This window comes from Pseudomonas savastanoi, from assembly GCF_020917325.1.
Taxonomy (GTDB): Bacteria; Pseudomonadota; Gammaproteobacteria; order Pseudomonadales; family Pseudomonadaceae; genus Aquipseudomonas; species Aquipseudomonas amygdali.
This window is the reverse complement of the sequence record NZ_CP076652.1, coordinates 1,568,295-1,587,903: the sequence shown is the minus strand read 5'-3', so window position 1 is coordinate 1,587,903 and position 19,609 is coordinate 1,568,295. Positions and strand designations below refer to the sequence as shown.

At 57.1% G+C, this 19,609-nt stretch carries 15 protein-coding genes, 2 tRNA genes and 1 pseudogene; 8 read left to right on the top strand and 10 right to left on the bottom strand.

The genetic code is table 11. From position 1 onward, the window contains the following. Positions 1-72 precede the first annotated feature (72 nt). From ruvB to KP808_RS07030, 7 genes are all read right to left on the bottom strand, one after another. Entirely contained in the window at positions 73-1,134 is a 1,062-nt protein-coding gene (ruvB, locus tag KP808_RS07060) for a Holliday junction branch migration DNA helicase RuvB (protein ID WP_002554657.1), read from the bottom strand. Continuing rightward, positions 1,135-1,743, bottom strand: coding sequence for a Holliday junction branch migration protein RuvA (gene ruvA, locus KP808_RS07055; protein WP_004657901.1), 609 nt, complete (start codon positions 1,741-1,743; stop codon positions 1,135-1,137). A gap of 87 nt (positions 1,744-1,830) precedes the next feature. Continuing rightward, positions 1,831-2,355: a crossover junction endodeoxyribonuclease RuvC gene (gene ruvC, locus KP808_RS07050; protein ID WP_004657902.1), complete on the bottom strand. Its 525-nt coding sequence runs from the start codon at positions 2,353-2,355 to the stop codon at positions 1,831-1,833. 130 nt (positions 2,356-2,485) lie between these two features. Next, positions 2,486-3,232 (bottom strand): YebC/PmpR family DNA-binding transcriptional regulator, encoded by a 747-nt coding sequence (locus KP808_RS07045; RefSeq protein ID WP_004657903.1) that lies wholly within the window; start codon positions 3,230-3,232, stop codon positions 2,486-2,488. A gap of 116 nt (positions 3,233-3,348) precedes the next feature. After that, a complete protein-coding gene (aspS, locus tag KP808_RS07040; RefSeq protein ID WP_002554661.1) occupies positions 3,349-5,124 on the bottom strand; it encodes an aspartate--tRNA ligase in 1,776 nt (591 codons plus the stop codon). Positions 5,125-5,404: 280 nt separating this feature from the next. After that, positions 5,405-5,749: a ribbon-helix-helix domain-containing protein gene (locus KP808_RS07035; protein WP_122280194.1), complete on the bottom strand. Its 345-nt coding sequence runs from the start codon at positions 5,747-5,749 to the stop codon at positions 5,405-5,407. Between the two features lie 349 nt (positions 5,750-6,098). Next, entirely contained in the window at positions 6,099-6,572 is a 474-nt protein-coding gene (locus KP808_RS07030; protein WP_003314356.1) for a Dps family protein, read from the bottom strand. 458 nt (positions 6,573-7,030) lie between these two features. Between KP808_RS07030 and KP808_RS25940 the strand changes: the two genes are divergently transcribed. Then, a complete protein-coding gene (locus KP808_RS25940; protein ID WP_057402409.1) occupies positions 7,031-7,639 on the top strand; it encodes a cold-shock protein in 609 nt (202 codons plus the stop codon). 65 nt (positions 7,640-7,704) lie between these two features. Here the strand turns inward: KP808_RS25940 and KP808_RS07020 are convergent, their stop codons facing one another. Beyond that, positions 7,705-7,911 (bottom strand): SlyX family protein, encoded by a 207-nt coding sequence (locus tag KP808_RS07020; RefSeq protein WP_002554665.1) that lies wholly within the window; start codon positions 7,909-7,911, stop codon positions 7,705-7,707. Then, positions 7,908-8,339 carry an HIT family protein gene (locus tag KP808_RS07015; RefSeq protein WP_004657909.1) on the bottom strand — a complete coding sequence of 144 codons (432 nt, stop codon included), beginning with the start codon at positions 8,337-8,339 and terminating at the stop codon, positions 7,908-7,910. The genes KP808_RS07020 and KP808_RS07015 overlap by 4 nt, the downstream gene beginning before the upstream one ends. An 862-nt stretch (positions 8,340-9,201) precedes the next feature. Here KP808_RS07015 and KP808_RS07010 point away from each other — a divergent pair. From KP808_RS07010 to KP808_RS07000, 3 genes are all read left to right on the top strand, one after another. Further along, positions 9,202-10,542, top strand: coding sequence for an OprD family porin (locus KP808_RS07010; protein WP_230017874.1), 1,341 nt, complete (start codon positions 9,202-9,204; stop codon positions 10,540-10,542). 171 nt (positions 10,543-10,713) lie between these two features. Further along, complete coding sequence (locus tag KP808_RS07005) at positions 10,714-12,429, top strand: proline--tRNA ligase (protein ID WP_002554668.1); 1,716 nt, start codon at positions 10,714-10,716, stop codon at positions 12,427-12,429. 70 nt (positions 12,430-12,499) lie between these two features. Beyond that, positions 12,500-13,456: a hypothetical protein gene (locus tag KP808_RS07000; protein WP_230017872.1), complete on the top strand. Its 957-nt coding sequence runs from the start codon at positions 12,500-12,502 to the stop codon at positions 13,454-13,456. 39 nt (positions 13,457-13,495) lie between these two features. On the opposite strand, the gene dinB is transcribed toward KP808_RS07000, so the two are convergent. After that, on the bottom strand, positions 13,496-14,557 hold the full coding sequence (gene dinB / locus KP808_RS06995) for a DNA polymerase IV (RefSeq protein WP_005746536.1): 1,062 nt from the start codon (positions 14,555-14,557) through the stop codon (positions 13,496-13,498). Between the two features lie 260 nt (positions 14,558-14,817). On the opposite strand from dinB, the gene KP808_RS06990 reads away from it, so the two are divergent. From KP808_RS06990 to KP808_RS06975, 4 genes and pseudogenes are all read left to right on the top strand, one after another. Next, a tRNA-Met gene (locus KP808_RS06990) sits at positions 14,818-14,894 on the top strand. 231 nt (positions 14,895-15,125) lie between these two features. Next, positions 15,126-15,202 (top strand) — tRNA-Met (locus KP808_RS06985). Positions 15,203-15,576: 374 nt separating this feature from the next. After that, positions 15,577-18,194 (top strand): annotated as a pseudogene (gene mprF / locus KP808_RS06980) (bifunctional lysylphosphatidylglycerol flippase/synthetase MprF). After that, positions 18,194-19,528 (top strand): virulence factor family protein, encoded by a 1,335-nt coding sequence (locus KP808_RS06975; protein ID WP_058407338.1) that lies wholly within the window; start codon positions 18,194-18,196, stop codon positions 19,526-19,528. Before mprF ends, KP808_RS06975 begins: the two are co-directional and overlap by 1 nt. Positions 19,529-19,609: the final 81 nt, after the last annotated feature.

Here is a 19,609-nt window from a genome sequence, read left to right as displayed (position 1 = left end):
CACTTATTACCGGTATCGGCGGCAGGACTGGCAATGTGACCACGCCGACCGCAAATAAATTGCAAAGCATTGCTATAAATCCGCCGGATCATCGACCACATCGTCCGCCACCGGCATCTCCCCCATCCTGGAGGGGATATTCAGCCCGAAATGCAGATACGCATGACGGGTGACCACACGTCCGCGCGGCGTGCGCATGATATAGCCTTGCTGGATCAAATAGGGCTCGAGCACGTCCTCGATTGTGTGACGCTCCTCGCTGATGGCCGCCGCCAGGCTATCGACACCGACAGGCCCGCCATCGAACTTCTCGATCATGGTCAGCAGCAGACGCCGGTCCTGATGATCGAAGCCATGCTCGTCGACGTCCAGCAGGTTCAGGGCCTTGTCGGCGGTCTGCCGGGTGATCTGCCCATTGCCGCGCACCTCGGCGAAATCCCGTACCCGACGCAACAAACGGTTGGCGATCCGTGGCGTACCACGGGCGCGCCTGGCGATCTCGAAAGCGCCTTGCGGCTCGATGACCAGCCCCAGAATACCCGCCGAGCGCGATACGATCGTCGACAGGTCGGCAATATTATAAAACTCGAGTCGCTGAACGATACCGAAACGATCACGTAACGGATTGGTCAGCATGCCCGCGCGCGTAGTCGCACCGACCAGCGTGAACGGTGGCAGATCAAGTTTGATAGAGCGCGCGGCGGGCCCTTCACCGATCATGATGTCGAGCTGGAAATCTTCCATTGCCGGATACAGCACTTCTTCGACAATCGGCGACAAACGATGGATCTCATCGATGAACAACACATCGTTGGGTTCAAGGTTGGTCAGGATTGCGGCCAGATCACCGGGCCGCTCAAGCACCGGCCCGGAGGTACTCTTGATCGAGACACCCATTTCCTGAGCGATAATATTGGCCAGCGTGGTCTTGCCCAGACCGGGCGGCCCAAAGATCAATGTGTGATCCAGCGCCTCATTGCGGCCACGGGCAGCCTGGATGAACAGTTCCATCTGCTCGCGTACGGTCGGCTGGCCGATGTAGTCCGCAAGGCTCAGTGGCCGAATCGCACGGTCCATCTGTTCATCACGATCACGGCCGCCAGCGGCGGTTATCAGACGGTCGGCGTCTATCACTTAACCCATCCCCTTCAACGCACGGCGAATCAGATCCGCACTGCTCAAATCTTTTTCCTTGATGGCGGAGACAGCCTTGCTCGCCTCCTGCGGTTTGTAACCCAGTGAAATAAGCGCGCTGACTGCATCGGATTCGGCCGATGCCACAGGCTCGGCCTGATTCGGACCATTGGAAACCAGCGTAAAGGTGCCTGGCAAGGATTCCCAGGCCTTGAACCGATCCTTGAGCTCGACCAGCAGACGCTCGGCGGTTTTCTTGCCTACACCGGGAATACGAGTCAGCGCCGATGTGTCCTGCGCCTGAACGCAACGCACCAGCTCATCAACTTCCAGGCCGGACATCAACGCCAGCGCCAGCTTGGGGCCGACCCCGTTCAGCCGGATCAATTCACGAAACAGCTCGCGCTCGCGTTTTTCATAGAAGCCATACAGCAGATGCGCGTCCTCGCGGACCACCAGATGGGTGTGCAATGTCACTGTTTCGCCGACATGCGGCAACCGATACAGCGTCGTCATCGGCACTTCCAGCTCATAGCCGACACCATTGACATCCAACACCAGATGCGGAGGCTGTTTTTCGGCGAGAGAGCCGCGTAAACGTCCAATCACGTTTCAGATCCTTTCGTGTTGCCTGTCGCTTGCGCGAAGAAGAAATTGAACACAGTCATCGTAAAGACACAGGTCCTCGTGATTCAGTCACAGACGCAAACGGCCGCCGCGGCTGCGCGCGGTACTCAACCCGTGAGGAATCAGGCTGGAGCGCGTGTGCGCATGACACAGCGCGATAGCCAGGGCGTCGGAGGCGTCAATCTGAGGCTTCTGGGTCAGTTTGAGCAAATGCATGACCATCATCATCACCTGCTCTTTATTGGCACCGCCAGTCCCTGCCACTGCCTGCTTGACCTGAGTGGCAGTGTACTCGGCAATTTCCAGCGCCTCCTCGGCACCCGCCACAATGGCCGCGCCCCTGGCCTGCCCCAGCTTCAGGGCTGAATCGGCATTGCGCGCCATGAAAACCTTTTCGATGCCCATCGTCACCGGCCCGTAGGTCTTGATGACCTCCCGCACCCCGCGATAGACGATCTGCAAACGCTCGTGCAATTCACCACTCCCGGTACGAATGCACCCGGAAGCGACGTAGACACAACCACGCCCGGTGTCACGTACCACGCCATAGCCGGTAATTCGCGAACCGGGGTCGATACCAAGAATAAGAGTCATAACGCCTGCAGCTTGAGAAGGTGACGCAAAACAATAGGTGCAGCATAAAGGCAGAAGCCGGAGGCCGATAGCTGCGTGATGCTCACAGCTTCGCTCCCCCGGCTTCTGACTCGGTGTTACCTGTCGGCGATCAGCCCAGTTGCTCCATGACGTCGTCCGGAATTTCCGCGTTTGAATAGACGTTCTGCACGTCATCCAGGTCTTCAAGCATGTCGATCAGCTTGAGGACCTTCTCGGCGGTCTCCAGATCAAGCACTGCACTGGTTGTCGGCAACATGACGATTTCTGCGTCGGAAGCCTTGAAACCTGCGGCCTCAAGAGCGTTACGCACGGCATAGAACCCGGAGAACGACGTAAACACATCGATCGAGCCATCGTCGTTGGTCACGACATCATCGGCGTCAGCTTCCATGGCAGCCTCGATCAGGGCATCCTCATCGACGCCGGCAGCAAAGGAAATCTGACCCTTGCGATCGAACAGGTAAGCCACAGAGCCGTCAGTACCGAGGTTGCCGCCACACTTGGTGAACGCATGACGAACGGCAGCGGCGGTACGATTGCGGTTGTCAGTCATGGTTTCGACCATGATTGCCACACCGCCCGGGCCGTAGCCCTCGTAACCCAGCTCCTCGACATCATCACCGTCGGATGCGCCCACGCCTCGCGCAACCGCACGATCAATGGTGTCACGGGTCATGTTTGCACCAAGCGCCTTGTCCAGCGCCAGACGCAGACGCGGGTTGGAACCAGGATCGCCGCCGCCCTGACGCGCAGCAACGGTCAGCTCACGAATCCACTTGGTGAAAATCTTGCCTTTCTTGGCATCCTGACGCTCTTTGCGGTGCTTGATGTTCGCCCACTTAGAATGACCTGCCATTTTTCGCTCCAGATTCTTTTTGAAACACCTTCACCTTTCGCCCTGAACAACGAGGCAAAAAGCTTCACTCAATAAGGGCAGATACAGGGCGTATCGACGATACGCCCTGCCCGGCATCACTCGGCCTTTGGCTGCTCGCGCAGACGGATATGCAGCTCGCGCAACGCTTTGGCATCGACAACGCCAGGCGCCTGGGTCATGACGTCGGCGGCGCTCTGGGTTTTCGGGAACGCAATCACTTCACGAATCGATTGCGCGCCGGTCATCAGCATCACCAGACGGTCCAGACCAAACGCCAGACCACCGTGCGGCGGAGCGCCGTATTTCAAGGCGTCGAGCAGGAAGCCGAACTTCTCCTGCTGCTCGTCTTCGGCGATACCCAGCAGACGGAAGACCGCCTGTTGCATTTCCTTGCGGTGGATACGAATCGAACCGCCGCCCAGCTCGGTACCGTTAAGCACCATGTCGTAGGCACGCGACAGCGCCGTCGCCGGATTGGCTTCCAGCTCTTCGGGCGTGCACTTGGGTGCCGTGAAGGGATGGTGCAATGCGGTGAAGCTGCCGTCGTCGTTTTCTTCGAACATCGGGAAGTCGACGACCCACATCGGTGCCCACTCGCACGTGTGCAGCTTGAGGTCGTTACCGATCTTGATGCGCAGCGCGCCAAGAGCTTCGCTGACGATCTTGAACTTGTCCGCGCCGAAGAAAACGATATCGCCATCGACCGCACCCACGCGATCAAGGATGACGTTCAGGTTGTCTTCCGGGATGAACTTGACGATCGGCGACTGCAAGCCTTCCGGCCCCTTCGCGCGCTCGTTGACCTTGATGTAGGCCAGGCCCTTGGCACCATAGATGCTGACGAATTTGGTGTAGTCGTCGATCTGGCTGCGCGCCATGCTGGCAGCGCCCGGCACACGCAGTGCGGCAACACGCCCTTTGGGGTCGTTGGCCGGACCGCTGAACACCTTGAACTCGACGCCGGTGAGCTGATCGGCAACATCCACCAGTTCCAGCGGGTTACGCAGGTCTGGCTTGTCGGAGCCGTAGCGGCGCATGGCTTCTTCGAAGGTCATGTGCGGGAAATCACCGAACTCCAGGTCCAGGACTTCCTTGAACAGCTGACGAACCATCTTCTCGGTCAGACCGATGATGTCCTCTTCATTGAGGAAACTGGTCTCGATGTCGATCTGAGTGAATTCCGGCTGACGGTCGGCACGCAGGTCTTCGTCGCGGAAGCACTTGGCGATCTGATAGTAGCGGTCAAAGCCAGCCACCATCAGCAATTGCTTGAACAACTGAGGCGACTGCGGCAGGGCGAAAAAGCTGCCCGGGTGTGTGCGACTTGGAACCAGATAGTCGCGAGCACCTTCCGGTGTGGCGCGGGTCAGGATCGGCGTCTCGACGTCGAGAAAGCCGTTGTCATCCAGATAGCGGCGGATGCTGGTGGTGATGCGCGAACGCAGACGCAGCTTCTCGGCCATTTCCGGACGGCGCAGGTCGATAAAGCGATAACGCAGGCGTGTTTCTTCGCCGACGTCGGAGTATTCATTCAGTGGGAATGGCGGAGTCTCGGACTCATTCAGCACTTCGAGTTCGTAACCCAGAACCTCGATGGCACCCGAAGCCATGTTCGCGTTCACGGCACCTGCCGGACGAGCACGAACCTTGCCCACGACCTTGACCACGTACTCGCTACGCACGCGGTCAGCGGCGGCGAAGCTGTCGGCACGATCAGGGTCGAACACGACTTGAGCCATGCCTTCACGGTCGCGGATATCGAGGAAGATAACGCCTCCGTGGTCACGACGACGGTGGACCCATCCGCAAAGGGTAATTTCCTGGCCTTCCAGACTCTCGTTCAGTTGGCCGCAATAATGGCTGCGCATCATGATGGTGTTTTCACTTCTCGTAATTCGAATTCGGTGGCGCTTTCGCTCCTGGCTTGCGCTCAGTGGTACACGGCACCGGCACAAGACTAAAGCCAGCCCTGGCCCACGCAGAGTCACGCCCGCTAGCAAGACGGAGGATTATATAGAGTTAATTGGCACCGTGCAGCCGAACGAACCTATCACGGCCGGATAAGTTCGTGACCGCCCCCAGCACAGTCGCGCTACGGGGGAAACGCAGGCACGCCGAAGCGGGCCTGCAGGAATGAGGATAAAGACCACTCTAGACGTGGGCATTTTCCACGCGATCGTGCTTCAACAGATGCGCAACACAGACAACGCGAATCAGACCGCTGAAATTCTTTACGCCACCATGACGTAAGTGAACCTCTCGATCAATGTAGGACAATACCGCGTTAACAGAACACTCATTGGAACTTGCAATGCCTGACAGAATGTTCCAGTACACGTTCTCCAGTCGCAGGCAAGTAGCCAGACCATTGAGCCGAACGGATTTGGAATGAGGCTGCGCCAGCGTCATGTTGAAATCCTCGACAAAGGGGTCATGGCGTATTTCCACCTCCCGCTGTAACAACTTAAGCTCTCGCTCAGCATTTCGTAACATCATAACGACCACCTTCGAATCATAAACTTTAAACATTGAAAGAAATATTCAAAAACAAATAAATGCCCCGATGTATAAAACATGATTCGAGATTTTATATCCAGCCGCTCTAATACTTTATCACTGTAGGAGATGGCTACAGGAATCAGCGGAATATCGTATAACCCTGAAGGGATAATGAAGAAGTGCTAGGGAGATAGCTGGATGATAGGCGTGATAACAGGCGACAACCAAGCCTTCATCTGCCCGAACACTCCGGCAGCGGGGGCCAAAAAGGCAAGGGGCAGGCACCGCCTGCAAGGCAACACATGAAGAACAGGCGAGTGGCGCTGAGCGTCACTCGCCCAGGTCTTTATTTCGACTCGAGCATCGAGCGCAACATCCAGGCAGTTTTCTCATGAACCTGCATACGCTGCGTCAGCAGGTCAGCTGTCGGCTCATCGCTGACCTTGTCGAGAAGAGGAAAGATACTACGCGCAGTACGGACAACGGCCTCTTGACCCTGGACCAGACTTTTGATCATATCTTCAGCACTTGGCACGCCCTCTTCTTCTTTGATGGAAGACAGGCGAGCATACGTCGAATAAGTGCCAGGAGCAGGGAAGCCCAACGCACGAATACGCTCGGCAATAGAGTCAACCGCCAGTGCCAGTTCGTTATACTGCTCTTCAAACATCAAATGCAGCGTGCGAAACATCGGCCCGCTGACATTCCAGTGAAAGTTGTGAGTCTTGAGGTAAAGCACGTAAGTATCCGACAGCAGATGCGACAGACCGTCCACGATCGATTTGCGATCCTCTTCACTGATACCAATATCGATTGCCATGTTTCATGCCCTTTTAGTGAGGATTGAAAAGCAGTAAAGACCACTACTCTATCAAGAGAACCCGAATGGCGCAGCTTTCCGTTGGGTCGATGCCACAAGCCGGCAACGATTCATGGACATACCTGGGTGCTTTGTGACGCATCACAACAGGCGCCACGGACAGAAAATCCCTGCGCACCCTCAATGCTCATTAGCAAAACCAGCCTGAACGCTCTGCTTCAACCCCTGTAGCGGCACAGGCTATCCAGGCAGGGCAAGCAGGAGAGCCGTTATTGATTGCTGATTTGAGTAGCATCAGGCTTTGCTGTTAAATACACGTCGTGTCGCCAACGAGTTGCCATTCAGCGTTGGCGCATAGGCTGGCCCTGCGCCCGTGCATCACGCCTCATCTTGTTCAGAAGCGTACCGGGCGTTACCAGCTATTTCTTGTAATCCTTCTTGCATGTGAGCTTTTTAAAATGTTGAAAATCGTCCATCTGGTAACGGGAGCAGCAGCCCTGTTGCTCTCTTTCATACCTAGCCTGCGTAGTGAAGCGGTCTCTCTCTACCTGCAAAACCCTGACGCCATCTGCCTGGCATTCCTCGGGCTGCTTAACCTGATACTCGCTCCGGTAATCCCTTACTGGAATCGAGGCCCACGTCATAATCTGCAAAATCTGGTCAGTGCCCTGCTTGTCATTGCAGTAATCGTACAAACGCTGACCTTGCTTGTTCCTCTGCCCGGCATCGCAGGCCAACCGGCAATTCTGGTTAGCCTGAGCATTGCCATCGTGGCCGTCGCCTTGCACCTGGGCGTCAGCTTTTACAGGTCTTACACTCCATCCTCCGCACCTCAAAGCCACGACATGGGAAATCGTGATACTGGCACCGTAAAGTGGTTCAACACCTCCAAGGGCTTCGGCTTTATCTCCCGGGATTCCGGCGACGATATTTTTGTGCATTTTCGTGCCATTCGCGGTGAAGGCCATCGCGTACTGGTCGAAGGCCAACGCGTCGAGTTTTCCGTGATGAACCGCGACAAAGGCCTGCAGGCCGAAGACGTTATTGCAGCCCTGCCCCGCCGCTGATTTTTTTCGGGCAACAAAAAACCGCGACCTTCCAAAGGAAGTCGCGGTTTTTTTATGGCAACAGATCAATAGTGAGGTGGCGGCGCTTCTTCCTCGAAGGTATCGAACTGACTGCCCATCTCCTCCTGACGCTTGATCATTGCTGCCATCTGCTGCTGCAGATGATCAAACTCGCGCCGCTGCTTTACCAGCACATCATTGAGTGCCTGAATTGTATCGTCCTGAAAGGCCATGCGGCTTTCCAGCTCCATGACTCGCTCTTCAAGGCTCATGACTGCTCCTCCTCAAATCGAAAATCATTCGTCAATACCGGCCTGAGCTGCCGGCAGATTGCCGAGAACTGCTCGTCGGTGTAAGCGACTGCAGCATGCTTGCCCCAGACGGGCGCAGGCCAGGCCGCATCGTCACGATTGCGCACAATTACGTGCATGTGCAACTGACTGACCACATTACCCAGGGCAGCAATGTTGATTTTATCCGCATCGAACAGCTCTTTCAGCACCTTGGCCAGAACACTGGTCTCCTGCCATAGCTGCAACTGATCTGCAGCGCTCAACTGAAACACCTCAGTGATATCAGCCCGACGCGGTACCAGAATGAACCACGGGTAATGACTGTCATTGGAGAGCAGTAACCGGCACAGCGGAAAGTCGCCAATGGGCAAGGTGTCTTGTTGAAGACGAGAATCCAGAACGAACACGATAAAAAACTCCTGACTGCCAGGTGAATGTACCTGCCCTGTCGGTAACAGGGTGCTGCGAGGTCCGCAGGATACTAGGGTTCGCACGGCGCTTCACCTGCCCGCCGCCATGCGCACCAGAATGAGTCCGGCATAACGTTGACCGCACCGATTTGACGCTCGCTAATGTCACACAACCGCCAACCATGAATTCATGCATTGAAACGCCGCCTGACAATTGCCTGCTTCAGGTACATGAAAATGAAACAACCCTGGCCTCACCATGGTGACCAACCAGAGCATTGCTCCAGGTTCAGGCGAGCCGGGTACGCACTGCACCAAAATCACACACTGCTGTTGCGACAACAACACAGCGCATTCGTTTTCTACTCAAAGGGAGCTGATTCGGGTAACGCTTTTGCGAGAAAGAACCGCCCCAAACCATGACACGTAAAATCCATCGATATTTTTACAAAATTGAAATATTCATAAAAATCATATGGATAAATCAAAAAAGCGATGCTGATTCTGATTTTTCACAAAATTTTTTCATTTTCGGAAATTTTGTGCACGCTTGTTGCTTTATGACCCATATGATCACGTCCCCCCGGCGGAAAACGAGGGTGACAGCATCAAGGGAAACAAGGCTCGCGGCCTTGGGGACGTGTTTGGCAGACCGCGTATTGATCCATTCGATCAAGCACAGATGCCACTACGGGCTAGCCTGGCGCCATGTCGTAAAGAATCTGAAAGGATAGAGCTGTACCTATAGCAACCAGCGTCAGCGTGATATAGATTCCGCCGACCAAAAATAGAAAGAGCCGCCCAGATAAAAAAACAGGTGGACGGCAAAAATCTTCTAAAAACCAAAGGAGCAATCACGATGAGAGTGATGAAGTGGAGCGCAATCGCACTGGCCGTTACGGCAGCCAGCACCCAACTGGCAACAGCGGCACCTTTCGTCAGCGATCAGGCTGATGCCAAGGGCTTTGTGGAAGGCAGCACGCTTGACCTGAAGTTGCGCAATTACTATTACAACCGCGACAAGAAAGATCGCGCTCGGGATGATCGCGACTGGACCCAGGGTATCTGGGCCAACTTCAGCACCGGCTACACTCAAGGCACCATCGGTGTCGGTGTTGAGGCATTCGGCTACGCTGGCCTGAAACTGTGGGGTCCGGATAAGTACTCAGGTTCAGGCAACCTTGCGACCCGCGCTGACGGGGCTGATCGAGACAACAAAGACACATTTGGCAAGATAGGCGGCGCTGTCAAATTCCGCATCTCCAAAACCGAGCTGAAAGTCGGTGACATGCAACCTACCAGCCCGGTATTCGCTGTAGGTGGTTCGCGTCTTCTGCCTCAAACTGCGAGCGGTCTGAGCCTGCAGAGCAGCGAGATCGCAGGCCTTGATCTGGAAGCAGGTCACTTCTACTCCGGCACAGCCCAAGATACTACGAGCCATGACGGTACGATCTGGGCTACTTATGCGAACGGCAATGGCCTGCGCGCTTCAAATGCCGACTTCCTGGGCGGCAAATATGCAGTGACCGACAGCCTCGGAGTTGCCTTCTACGCATCCAGACTTGAGGACATATGGGATCAGTACTACGGTAATGTGAATTACGTTTTGCCTCTGAGCAATGATCAGTCTCTGGCCTTTGACGTAAACCTTTACCGCACACTCGATGAAGGTAGCGCTGAAGCAGGCTCGATCAATAACACTACCTATTCCGCCTCAGCTGCCTATTCCTTTCTGGCAGCGCACACGGTTACTGTCGCATTTCAGAAGGTCGATGGTGACACCCCGTTCGACTACATCGGTATCGGCAGCAAGAACCGTGGCGGCGACTCGATTTTCCTCGCCAACTCGGTTCAGTATTCTGACTTCAACGGTCCGGGCGAGAAATCCTGGCAAGTTCGTTATGATCTGAACATGACTCCCTACGGCGTGCCTGGCCTAAGCTTCATGACGCGCTACATCAATGGTGACGACATCGACGGCACCAAGGTAGATAGTTCCAGCAAGTATGCTGGTCTTTATGGCGCCGATGGCAAACACCACGAAACCAACCTTGAAGCTAAATATGTTGTACAGAATGGCCCGGCGAAAGACCTGTCCTTCCGTATGCGTCAAGCTTGGCACCGCAGCAATGTTGATCAGCCAGATGGCGACGTCAACGAGTTCCGCCTGATTGTCGACTACCCGATCTCGATCCTGTAATCGCAGCTCAGCACTCGTTAATAGAAGAAGCCCGGCTCATGCCGGGCTTTTTCATTTGGCTCTGAAAGAACTCCCCTACCCTCTGCAAGCCTGCCCCGCCCTGTACGCGACCGGAACACCGCCGTACAATGCCAGGTCATATCCAGTCTCAGCAACCGACAACGGCCAACCATGCGCACCAGTCAATTTTTGCTCGCCACACAGAAAGAAACCCCTTCCGATGCGGTCGTGGTCAGCCATCAGCTGATGCTGCGCGCTGGCATGATCCGCAAGCTGGCATCCGGTCTTTACACCTGGCTGCCCATGGGCCTGCGCGTGCTGCGCAAGGTCGAAGCGATTGTTCGTGAAGAAATGGACGCCGCTGGCGCACTCGAAATTCTGATGCCCGGCATTCAGCCTGCAGAACTCTGGCAGGAATCCGGTCGCTGGGAACAATACGGCCCGGAGCTGATGCGCCTGGTCGACCGCCACAACCGTGAGTTCTGCCTGGGCCCGACCCACGAAGAAGTCATCACCGATCTGGCACGCAATGAGCTCAACAGCTATAAACAGCTGCCGATCAACATGTACCAGATCCAGACCAAATTCCGTGATGAGATTCGTCCACGCTTCGGCCTGATGCGCGGACGCGAATTCGTCATGAAAGACGCCTACTCGTTCCACGCTGACCACGCCTCGCTGCAGGTCACCTACGACCGCATGCACCTGGCATACAGCAACATCTTCACCCGCCTGGGCCTCAAATTCCGCCCGGTCGAAGCTGACAACGGCTCGATTGGCGGCGCAGGCTCGCACGAGTTCCATGTGCTGGCCGAATCCGGCGAAGACGATATCGTGTTCAGCGATGGCTCCGATTACGCAGCCAACATCGAAAAAGCCGAAGCAGTACCTCGTGAGAAAGCTCGTCCGGCCGCTACTGAAGAATTGCGTCTGATCGATACTCCAAACGCCAAGACCATCGCCCAACTGGTCGAAGGTTTTGATTTGCCGATCGAGAAAACCGTCAAGACGCTGGTGGTGCATGCTGCCGAAGAAGGCAAGCTGATTGCCCTGATCATCCGTGGCGATCACGAGCTCAACGAAATCAAGGCCAGCCAGCTTGAACAGGTTGCCAGCCCGTTGGTGATGGCATCCGAAGCCGAACTGCGTGATGCCATCGGTGCAGGCGCAGGCTCGCTGGGTCCGTTGAATCTGCCGCTGCCGTGCATCATCGACCGCTCGGTCGAGCTGATGAGCGACTTCAGCGTCGGCGCCAATATCGATGACAAGCACTATTTCGGCGTCAACTGGGAACGCGACCTGCCGGTTCCGACCGTCGCAGACCTGCGTAATGTTGTTGCGGGCGACCCAAGCCCGGACGGCAAGGGCACGCTGGAAATCAAGCGCGGCATCGAAGTGGGCCACATCTTCCAGCTCGGCACCAAGTACAGCGAAGCGATGAAGTGCCAGGTGCTGGGGGAAAACGGCAAGCCGGTCAATCTGGCGATGGGTTGCTACGGCATCGGCGTTTCCCGCGTGGTTGCCGCCGCCATCGAACAGAACAGCGACGAAAACGGCATTATCTGGAACGACACTTTGGCGCCTTTCCAGATCGCCTTGATCCCTCTGCGCTACGAAACAGACGCGGTTCGTGAAGCGACAGACAAACTGTACGCCGAGCTGACTGCCGCCGGCTTCGAGGTATTGCTCGATGACCGCGACAAGAAAACCAGCCCCGGCATCAAGTTCGCTGACATGGAACTGATCGGTATTCCGCATCGCATCGTAGTCAGCGACCGTGGTCTGGCCGAAGGCAATCTGGAATACAAGAGCCGTACCGAGTCGCAACCGCAAGCCATTGCAGTCGCGGATGTGCTGTCGTTCATCCAGGGCAAAGTGAACCGCTGAGTCAAAAGGCGCACCTGTTTTCTCAACAGGTGCGCCGCTCGTCACTCGCCCAATCCGCATCAGAGATCCCATGCTCAAACGAAGCACCTTAAGCCTCGGCAGCGCCGTCCTTTGCGGCTCGTTTCTCGTCGGCGGCTGTGCCAATCAGCTATCACAACGCAGTGAGCACGAGGAGCGCGTCGAACGCAAACTGCTCGAACACACACTGCAAGTCGATATCGGTGAGCCCAAAACGCTGGAGTTACCGCAACGCCGCGTGCGGATTCACGAGCACAAATCGTTCGAAGTCACCGATTTTGAAGTCACCCGCCACTATGACCGCTATACGCCTTACCAGCCCTGGCGGGAGATCTACGAGATCCCGCTCGGCGCGGTCGCTGTTGTAGCAGGCGTCGGGGCGAATGTGGTCAACGTGTTTGCACTGGGCAATTTGCCGGAAAGCATGACCCGGGACTGGATTCACTACGGTGTGGCAGGTCTGAACCCGTTCATGAACGCCCCCTCTCACGGGCGCGCCCAGCAGAATCTGGCGAGCATTGACGAAGTCCAGAAAGACAAACGGATCGAGAACTCCACGCTGCCGTGGAATGAACGCCCGGTGATGGTCAAGGCCGGTAACGAAACTCATGAAATGAGCACCGACCGCAACGGCATTCTGCGCCTGAACCTGCTGGACAGTCCTTTTGCCGAACAGGACCTGAGCCGTATCACGCGCATTTATATCAACGTCGAAGACGACCAGGACACCGCTCACGCGAACGCCAGCTTGCCGATCAGCCACTCTCTGCGCGGCAAGCTGCTGGAAGCCCACGCACTGATATACGACGATCTGGAAGATGACGAGGTCAGCCAATGGGTGCATCGCGTCAAACGCCTTTCTGACCTGGGGCTGGAAGAAGAAGCCAGCGAGCTCGAACAGAGCCTGATTGAACTGACACGCAACGATCCGCAGTTGCAGGGTGAATTTCTCAAATCACTCGCCAGAGATGCTGGCCGTCTGGTCGCCGTTCCCGCCCAGAGCCAGTAATGTGAAAGGCTGCGGCTGTAACCGCAGCCGATCATTTCATTATTGCGAGAACAACTCCAATTGTTCATGAGCTGCGCGCAGGTCGTGCAGACGCACACCTATACCCAGAAGCCGAACCGGCTTGGCACCCCGGGCAAACGCCTGCGCCAGCAACTGCTCGTAACTGCCCAGATCCCTTCCGGCTCCGGACTGCTCCAGAGTCGTCTGGGTGAAGTCGTGAAACTTCACTTTGACGAAGGGCTTGCCGGGCCGGTACTGCCCTTCCATTCTCGCCATCCGGTTACCGAGGGTTTCCAGCAGCGCGGGCAGCTTTTCCAGGCAGGCAGCCAGATCAGGCAGATCCGTGTCGTAGGTATTTTCTACGCTGACTGACTGACGCCGACTGTCGTTCTGCACCGGACGGTCATCTATTCCGTGCGCCAGACTCCAGAGACGCTCACCAAAGCTGCCGAACTCACGGACCAGCGCAAGCTTGCTGCGGCTTCGCAGGTCGGCACAGTCGACAATGCCCAGCCGCCCCAGCTTGTCTGCAGTGACTTTCCCGACGCCGTGGAGTTTGGTAACGGGCAAAGAGGCGACGAAATCCTCGACCTGATCCGGAGTAATGACGAACAAACCGTTGGGCTTTTTCCAGTCGCTGGCGATCTTGGCCAGAAATTTGTTCGGCGCGACGCCAGCCGAAACGGTGATATGCAGCTGATTCGAGACCCGGCGCCGGATGTCCTGGGCGATGCGCGTGGCGCTGCCCGAAAAGTGCCCGGCATCCGATACGTCGAGGAACGCCTCATCCAGCGACAAGGGCTCTATAAGGTCGGTGTAATCCCGGAATATCGTATGGATTTCCCGTGACGCCTCCTTATAGGCCTCCATGCGCGGCTTGACGATGGTCAAGTCCGGGCAGAGCTTGAGCGCATGCCGGGATGACATGGCTGAACGCACCCCATACGCGCGCGCCTCATAATTACAGGTCGCAATCACCCCGCGCCGCTCTGCAGAGCCGCCCACCGCCAGCGGCTTGCCAGCGAGTTCGGGCTCGTCACGCATTTCAATGGCTGCATAAAAGCAGTCACAGTCGATATGGATGATTTTGCGCTGCGTCATGACCTGATGGGATTTTGCAATCAATGGCTGAGCAGTATCTCATTCGTACCGGCAAGTAACATCCAGTGATGCGAAAGGTCGCCGTGAAAAGCAGTGAAAAGTCCCTGACGCGTGGTCGAAAAAACTGCGGAGCCCCGCCATACAGGCGTCAGAGCCGAAAAAACTCATAAGCGGCGGCGCTAACCAATTGAAGAAAAAGCACTTTTTTAAAACTAACCATTGACACCCCGCCATCTCTCTGTAGAATGCCGCCACACAGACGCGGGATGGAGCAGTCTGGTAGCTCGTCGGGCTCATAACCCGAAGGTCGTCGGTTCAAATCCGGCTCCCGCAACCAAACATCAAAAGAGGCTACTCGAAAGAGTGGCCTTTTTTGTGCCTGCGTTAAAAGTACCTTCTCATGCCCTGCCACTGACACTCCTTCATTGCAGCCTGATCAGCGCTTTCACATTGCGGCGCAAAAAAGGCAGCATCATTGGCACAGGTGCACAATCTGCTACTCATTTGCCCGCTTTCAAGATTAAGGGTTGACACTTCAGCGTTCGGCTGTAGAATGCCGCCACACAGACGCGGGATGGAGCAGTCTGGTAGCTCGTCGGGCTCATAACCCGAAGGTCGTCGGTTCAAATCCGGCTCCCGCAACCAAACATCAAGAAAGGCTACTCGAAAGAGTGGCCTTTTTTGTTTCCGGTGAAAAAACATTTCAGGCGACCGCTAACTGCCTGAGAAAAAAGACTATTTTCCAAGCCCTTTGAAACCCTATCATCACATCTGTAACGTAATGCTTTCATTGACGACAGTTTTTGCATGCGCTGCCGATAGGTGTTACTAAGCTGAATCACGACTGAACCTCGGCTGAACAGCATCGCCTGGCCGGATTCGCTATTCGCTCGTTAGACGTTGACGCGCTAACATCCTGAAATATTTTCTGCGTAGGGATTGGTAACTTGGCTGCATACCTCCATCCTGTCGCGCACGATCCAAGGAGTGATTGATGCGCGACAACATGTCCGATTCCAATGAAACCGTTGATGCAGAGCAACCCGGCAGCCCACCACGCCAGAACTGGCGGGAGCTGCTAAGCAAATACCGGCAGCCTATCGGGCTGGCGGTGATGCTGCTGTTGTTCAGCCTGGCCCTTATTGCCTGCCGCCACATGCTGGTCGAGATGGACTGGTATGCGCTGCACGACTCACTGTTCGCAGTGCCCCTGCCCGCTCTGGGCGGTGCGCTGCTCGCGGCAATCGTCGGCTATATCATCCTGATGGGCTATGAACTGTCCGCCAGTCGCTATGCCAATGTCGATCTGCCCATCAAGACGCTGCTTCTCGGCGGCTTCACCTCGTTTGCAATCGGCAATGCGGTCGGCCTGTCGATGCTGTCCGGTGGCTCGGTACGCTACAGGCTTTATTCACGCCATGGCGTAGGCGCAATCGAAATTGCCCGCATGACCGTGTTTGCCAGTCTGTCACTGGGCTGTGCGTTACCGCCGCTGGCGGCACTGGCCACGCTCAGCAACCTGTCCGGCGCGTCACTGGCGCTCAAGCTTCCAGTAGACGTACTGGCCGTCGTTGCCACGGCGGTACTGGTGGGCAGCCTGCTGCTGGCGGTCTTCGTCTACCGTCGCCGCCTGCCGGAACAGGACATCCCGCACAATATTCTGGTTCGTCTCGGTCGTCGTACCTTGCGCCTTCCAGACTTGAAGCTGACGCTGATCCAGCTGGTGATTACCGCGCTGGACGTCGCTGCTGCGGCGATGGTGTTGTACCTGCTGCTGCCGCACGCGCCGCCTCTCGGTGCGTTCATCCTTATTTATCTGCTGGCGCTCGCTGCTGGCGTACTCAGCCACGTGCCTGGCGGCGTCGGCGTGTTCGAGGCCATTCTGCTCGCAGCCTTTGCCAACGAACTGGGTGCCGCCCCGCTCGCCGCTGCGCTGCTACTTTACCGCTTGATCTACGTGATCCTGCCGCTGCTGCTGGCCTGCCTTACCCTGCTGTTTACCGAAGCCCAGCGCCTGCTGCCGACCAAGCAAGCCATGCGCGTTGCCTCGGGGCTGGCGGCACCGATTCTGGCCCTACTGGTTTTCTTGTCGGGGGTGGTGCTGCTCTTCTCTGGTGCCACCCCTGAAATCGATACCCGACTGGAAAACGTCGGCTTCATGATCCCGCATCGGCTGATCGACGCGTCGCACTTCGGGGCCAGTCTGGTGGGCGTGCTGTGCCTGCTGCTCGCTCAGGGCCTGCGCCGTCGACTGTCGGCGGCCTGGATGCTGACCTCTATCCTGCTGTTGGTGGGCGCAGTGCTGTCGATACTCAAGGGCTTCGACTGGGAAGAAGCCAGCATGCTGCTGTTGACCGCCTGCCTGCTGCTGACCTTCCGCCGTTCGTTCTACCGTCCAAGCCGCCTGCTGGAGCTGCCGTTCTCGCCGGTCTACCTGATTGCCAGCATTTGTGTGGTCGGTGCCTCGATCTGGCTGTTGCTGTTCGCCTATCAGGACGTGCCCTACAGTCATCAGTTGTGGTGGCAGTTCACACTGGATGCAGATGCCCCGCGCGGCCTGCGTTCGGCACTAGGCAGCGCAGTGCTGCTGGTGGTGGTTTCGCTGACCTGGTTGCTGCGTACTGCCAGACCAGTCATCAAACTGCCCGACGCGGCAGATCTGGACAAGGCAGCCGAGATCCTCAAAGCATCCAAACAGCCGGATGGCGGCCTGGTGCTGACCGGCGATAAGGCGATCCTGTTCCATCCGGCCGGTAATGCATTCCTGATGTACTCGCATCGCGGCCGCAGTCTGGTTGCGCTTTACGATCCGATTGGCCCGACCCAGCAGCGTGCCGAGCTGATCTGGCAGTTCCGCGACCTGTGCGACGTGCACCATGCGCGCCCGGTGTTCTACCAGGTACGTGCAGAAAACCTGCCGTTCTACATGGACATCGGCCTCACCGCCATCAAGCTGGGTGAAGAGGCGCGCGTCGACCTGCGGCGCTTCGATATCGACGCCAAGGGCAAGGAAATGAAGGACCTGCGTTACACCTGGAACCGAGGTGGCCGCGATGGTCTTTCGCTGGAAATCTACGAACCGGGCCAGGCGCCTATCGATGAGCTGAAAGTGATTTCCGACGCTTGGCTGACGGGCAAGAATGTCCGTGAAAAAGGCTTCTCCCTAGGCCGCTTCAGCACCGAGTACCTGAAGTACTTCCGCATTGCCATCGTGCACTTCCAGGGCAAGCCGGTCGCGTTCTCCAACCTGCTGGAAACCACCAGCCCGGAACTGGCCAGCCTGGACCTGATGCGCTCTCACCCGGACGCCCCCAAGCTGACCATGGAATTCATGATGGTCGGACTGATTCTGCATTATAAAGCCCAGGGCTATGCGCGATTCAGCCTGGGAATGGTGCCCTTGTCGGGTCTGCAGCCACGACGTGGCGCGCCGATCACTCAGCGCCTGGGTTCGATGATCTTTCGTCGTGGCGAACAACTGTACAACTTCCAGGGGCTGCGCCGCTTCAAGGACAAGTTCCAGCCCGATTGGGAACCTCGTTATATGGCCGTGCCTGCCGGACTTGATCCGCTCGTGGCACTGGCTGACACCGCCGCCCTGATTGCGGGCGGCCTGACTGGATTGGTGAAACGCTGATGATTCGACGCTCCTGGCGCCTTTTGCTTGCAGCTCTGGTAATTGTTCTTTTAGTCGTAGCACTGGGAATATGGATCTGGAACCGCCCCGCCCCGCCCGCATCGCTGGAACACTTGAACCTTGACGGTGGCGCGCCGCTGACCAGCGTGACACCGGCCACCAGCATCAAGACCCGCATTGCGCTGGCCGTCACCGCCGAAGAAATGCTCTCCGACAAGCAGTTGCTGGCGATCAGCAAGGACGCTTCGGCACGCATCATTCAGGTGGTACTGCCCAAGGACGACTGCGTCCTGCAACAGAAAACCTTTCAGGAAGCCCTGGCGAAGCTCGACGGCCCTGCAAAGGTTGTTGGAGGCATAGGCCCTGGTGCGACCCTGGCGTGGCGCTGGCTGGCCGAACAGACCGACGACAAGGCGCAGGCCATTTCCGTCGGGTTTGCGCTTGAGCATGTTTCGAATCCGCCGCCTGTTCTGGAGGAAGACGAGAAACCGCCGCAGATCTGCGACGTGCCGCTGCCGCAAAAAGCTCCGCACGGGCACTGGCTGGCCGCCTGGAACGACGCCCCGGATGATCCGAGCGCAGCGTTCGTGCGTGACCAGAGCAACGCCGACACCAGCATCAGCGACTACGACATTCCGCTGCCTCAGGTGCTCAACACTGAACTGCGTCACCTGCTGCTCGGCGAGAACGACAGTGGCGGCCTCGGTATCCCGACCGTCGAAGTCCCGGCCAGCCAGCCTTCCGATACCGTGACGCTGTTCATGTCCGGTGACGGCGGCTGGCGCGACCTGGACAAGGTCGTGGCAGGCGACATGGCCAAGATGGGCTATCCGGTGGTGGGCATCGACGTGTTGCGCTACTACTGGGAACACAAGACACCGGAGCAGACCGCTGTCGATCTCACCGACCTGATGAACCACTACCGTCAGAAATGGGGCACCAAGCGCTTCATCCTGGCTGGATACTCGTTCGGCGCGGACGTGATGCCCGCGATCTACAATCGCCTGGCTGCGGATGATCAGAATCGGGTCGACGCGATCATTCTGCTGGCCTTCGCCCGTACTGGCAGCTTCGAGATTCACGTCGACGGCTGGCTCGGCAATGCAGGTAAGGAAGCCACTACCGGACAGGAAATGGCCAAGCTGCCAGCCGCCAAGGTGTTCTGTGTTTATGGTGTCGAAGAGAAGAAAGACAGCGGTTGCACCGACACTACCGCAGTCGGCGAAGCCGTTCAGTTGCCTGGAGGTCACCACTTCGATGAAGACTATCCGGCACTGGCCAAACGCCTGATCGACGCCATCAACAAGCGTCAGGGCAAGGCTACCGCTCAGTAAGCGCCGCCAGATAGAAGTCTGAACGGCATAAAAAATCCCGGCACCGTGAGGTCGCCGGGATTTTTTTATCCACGCTGCCGG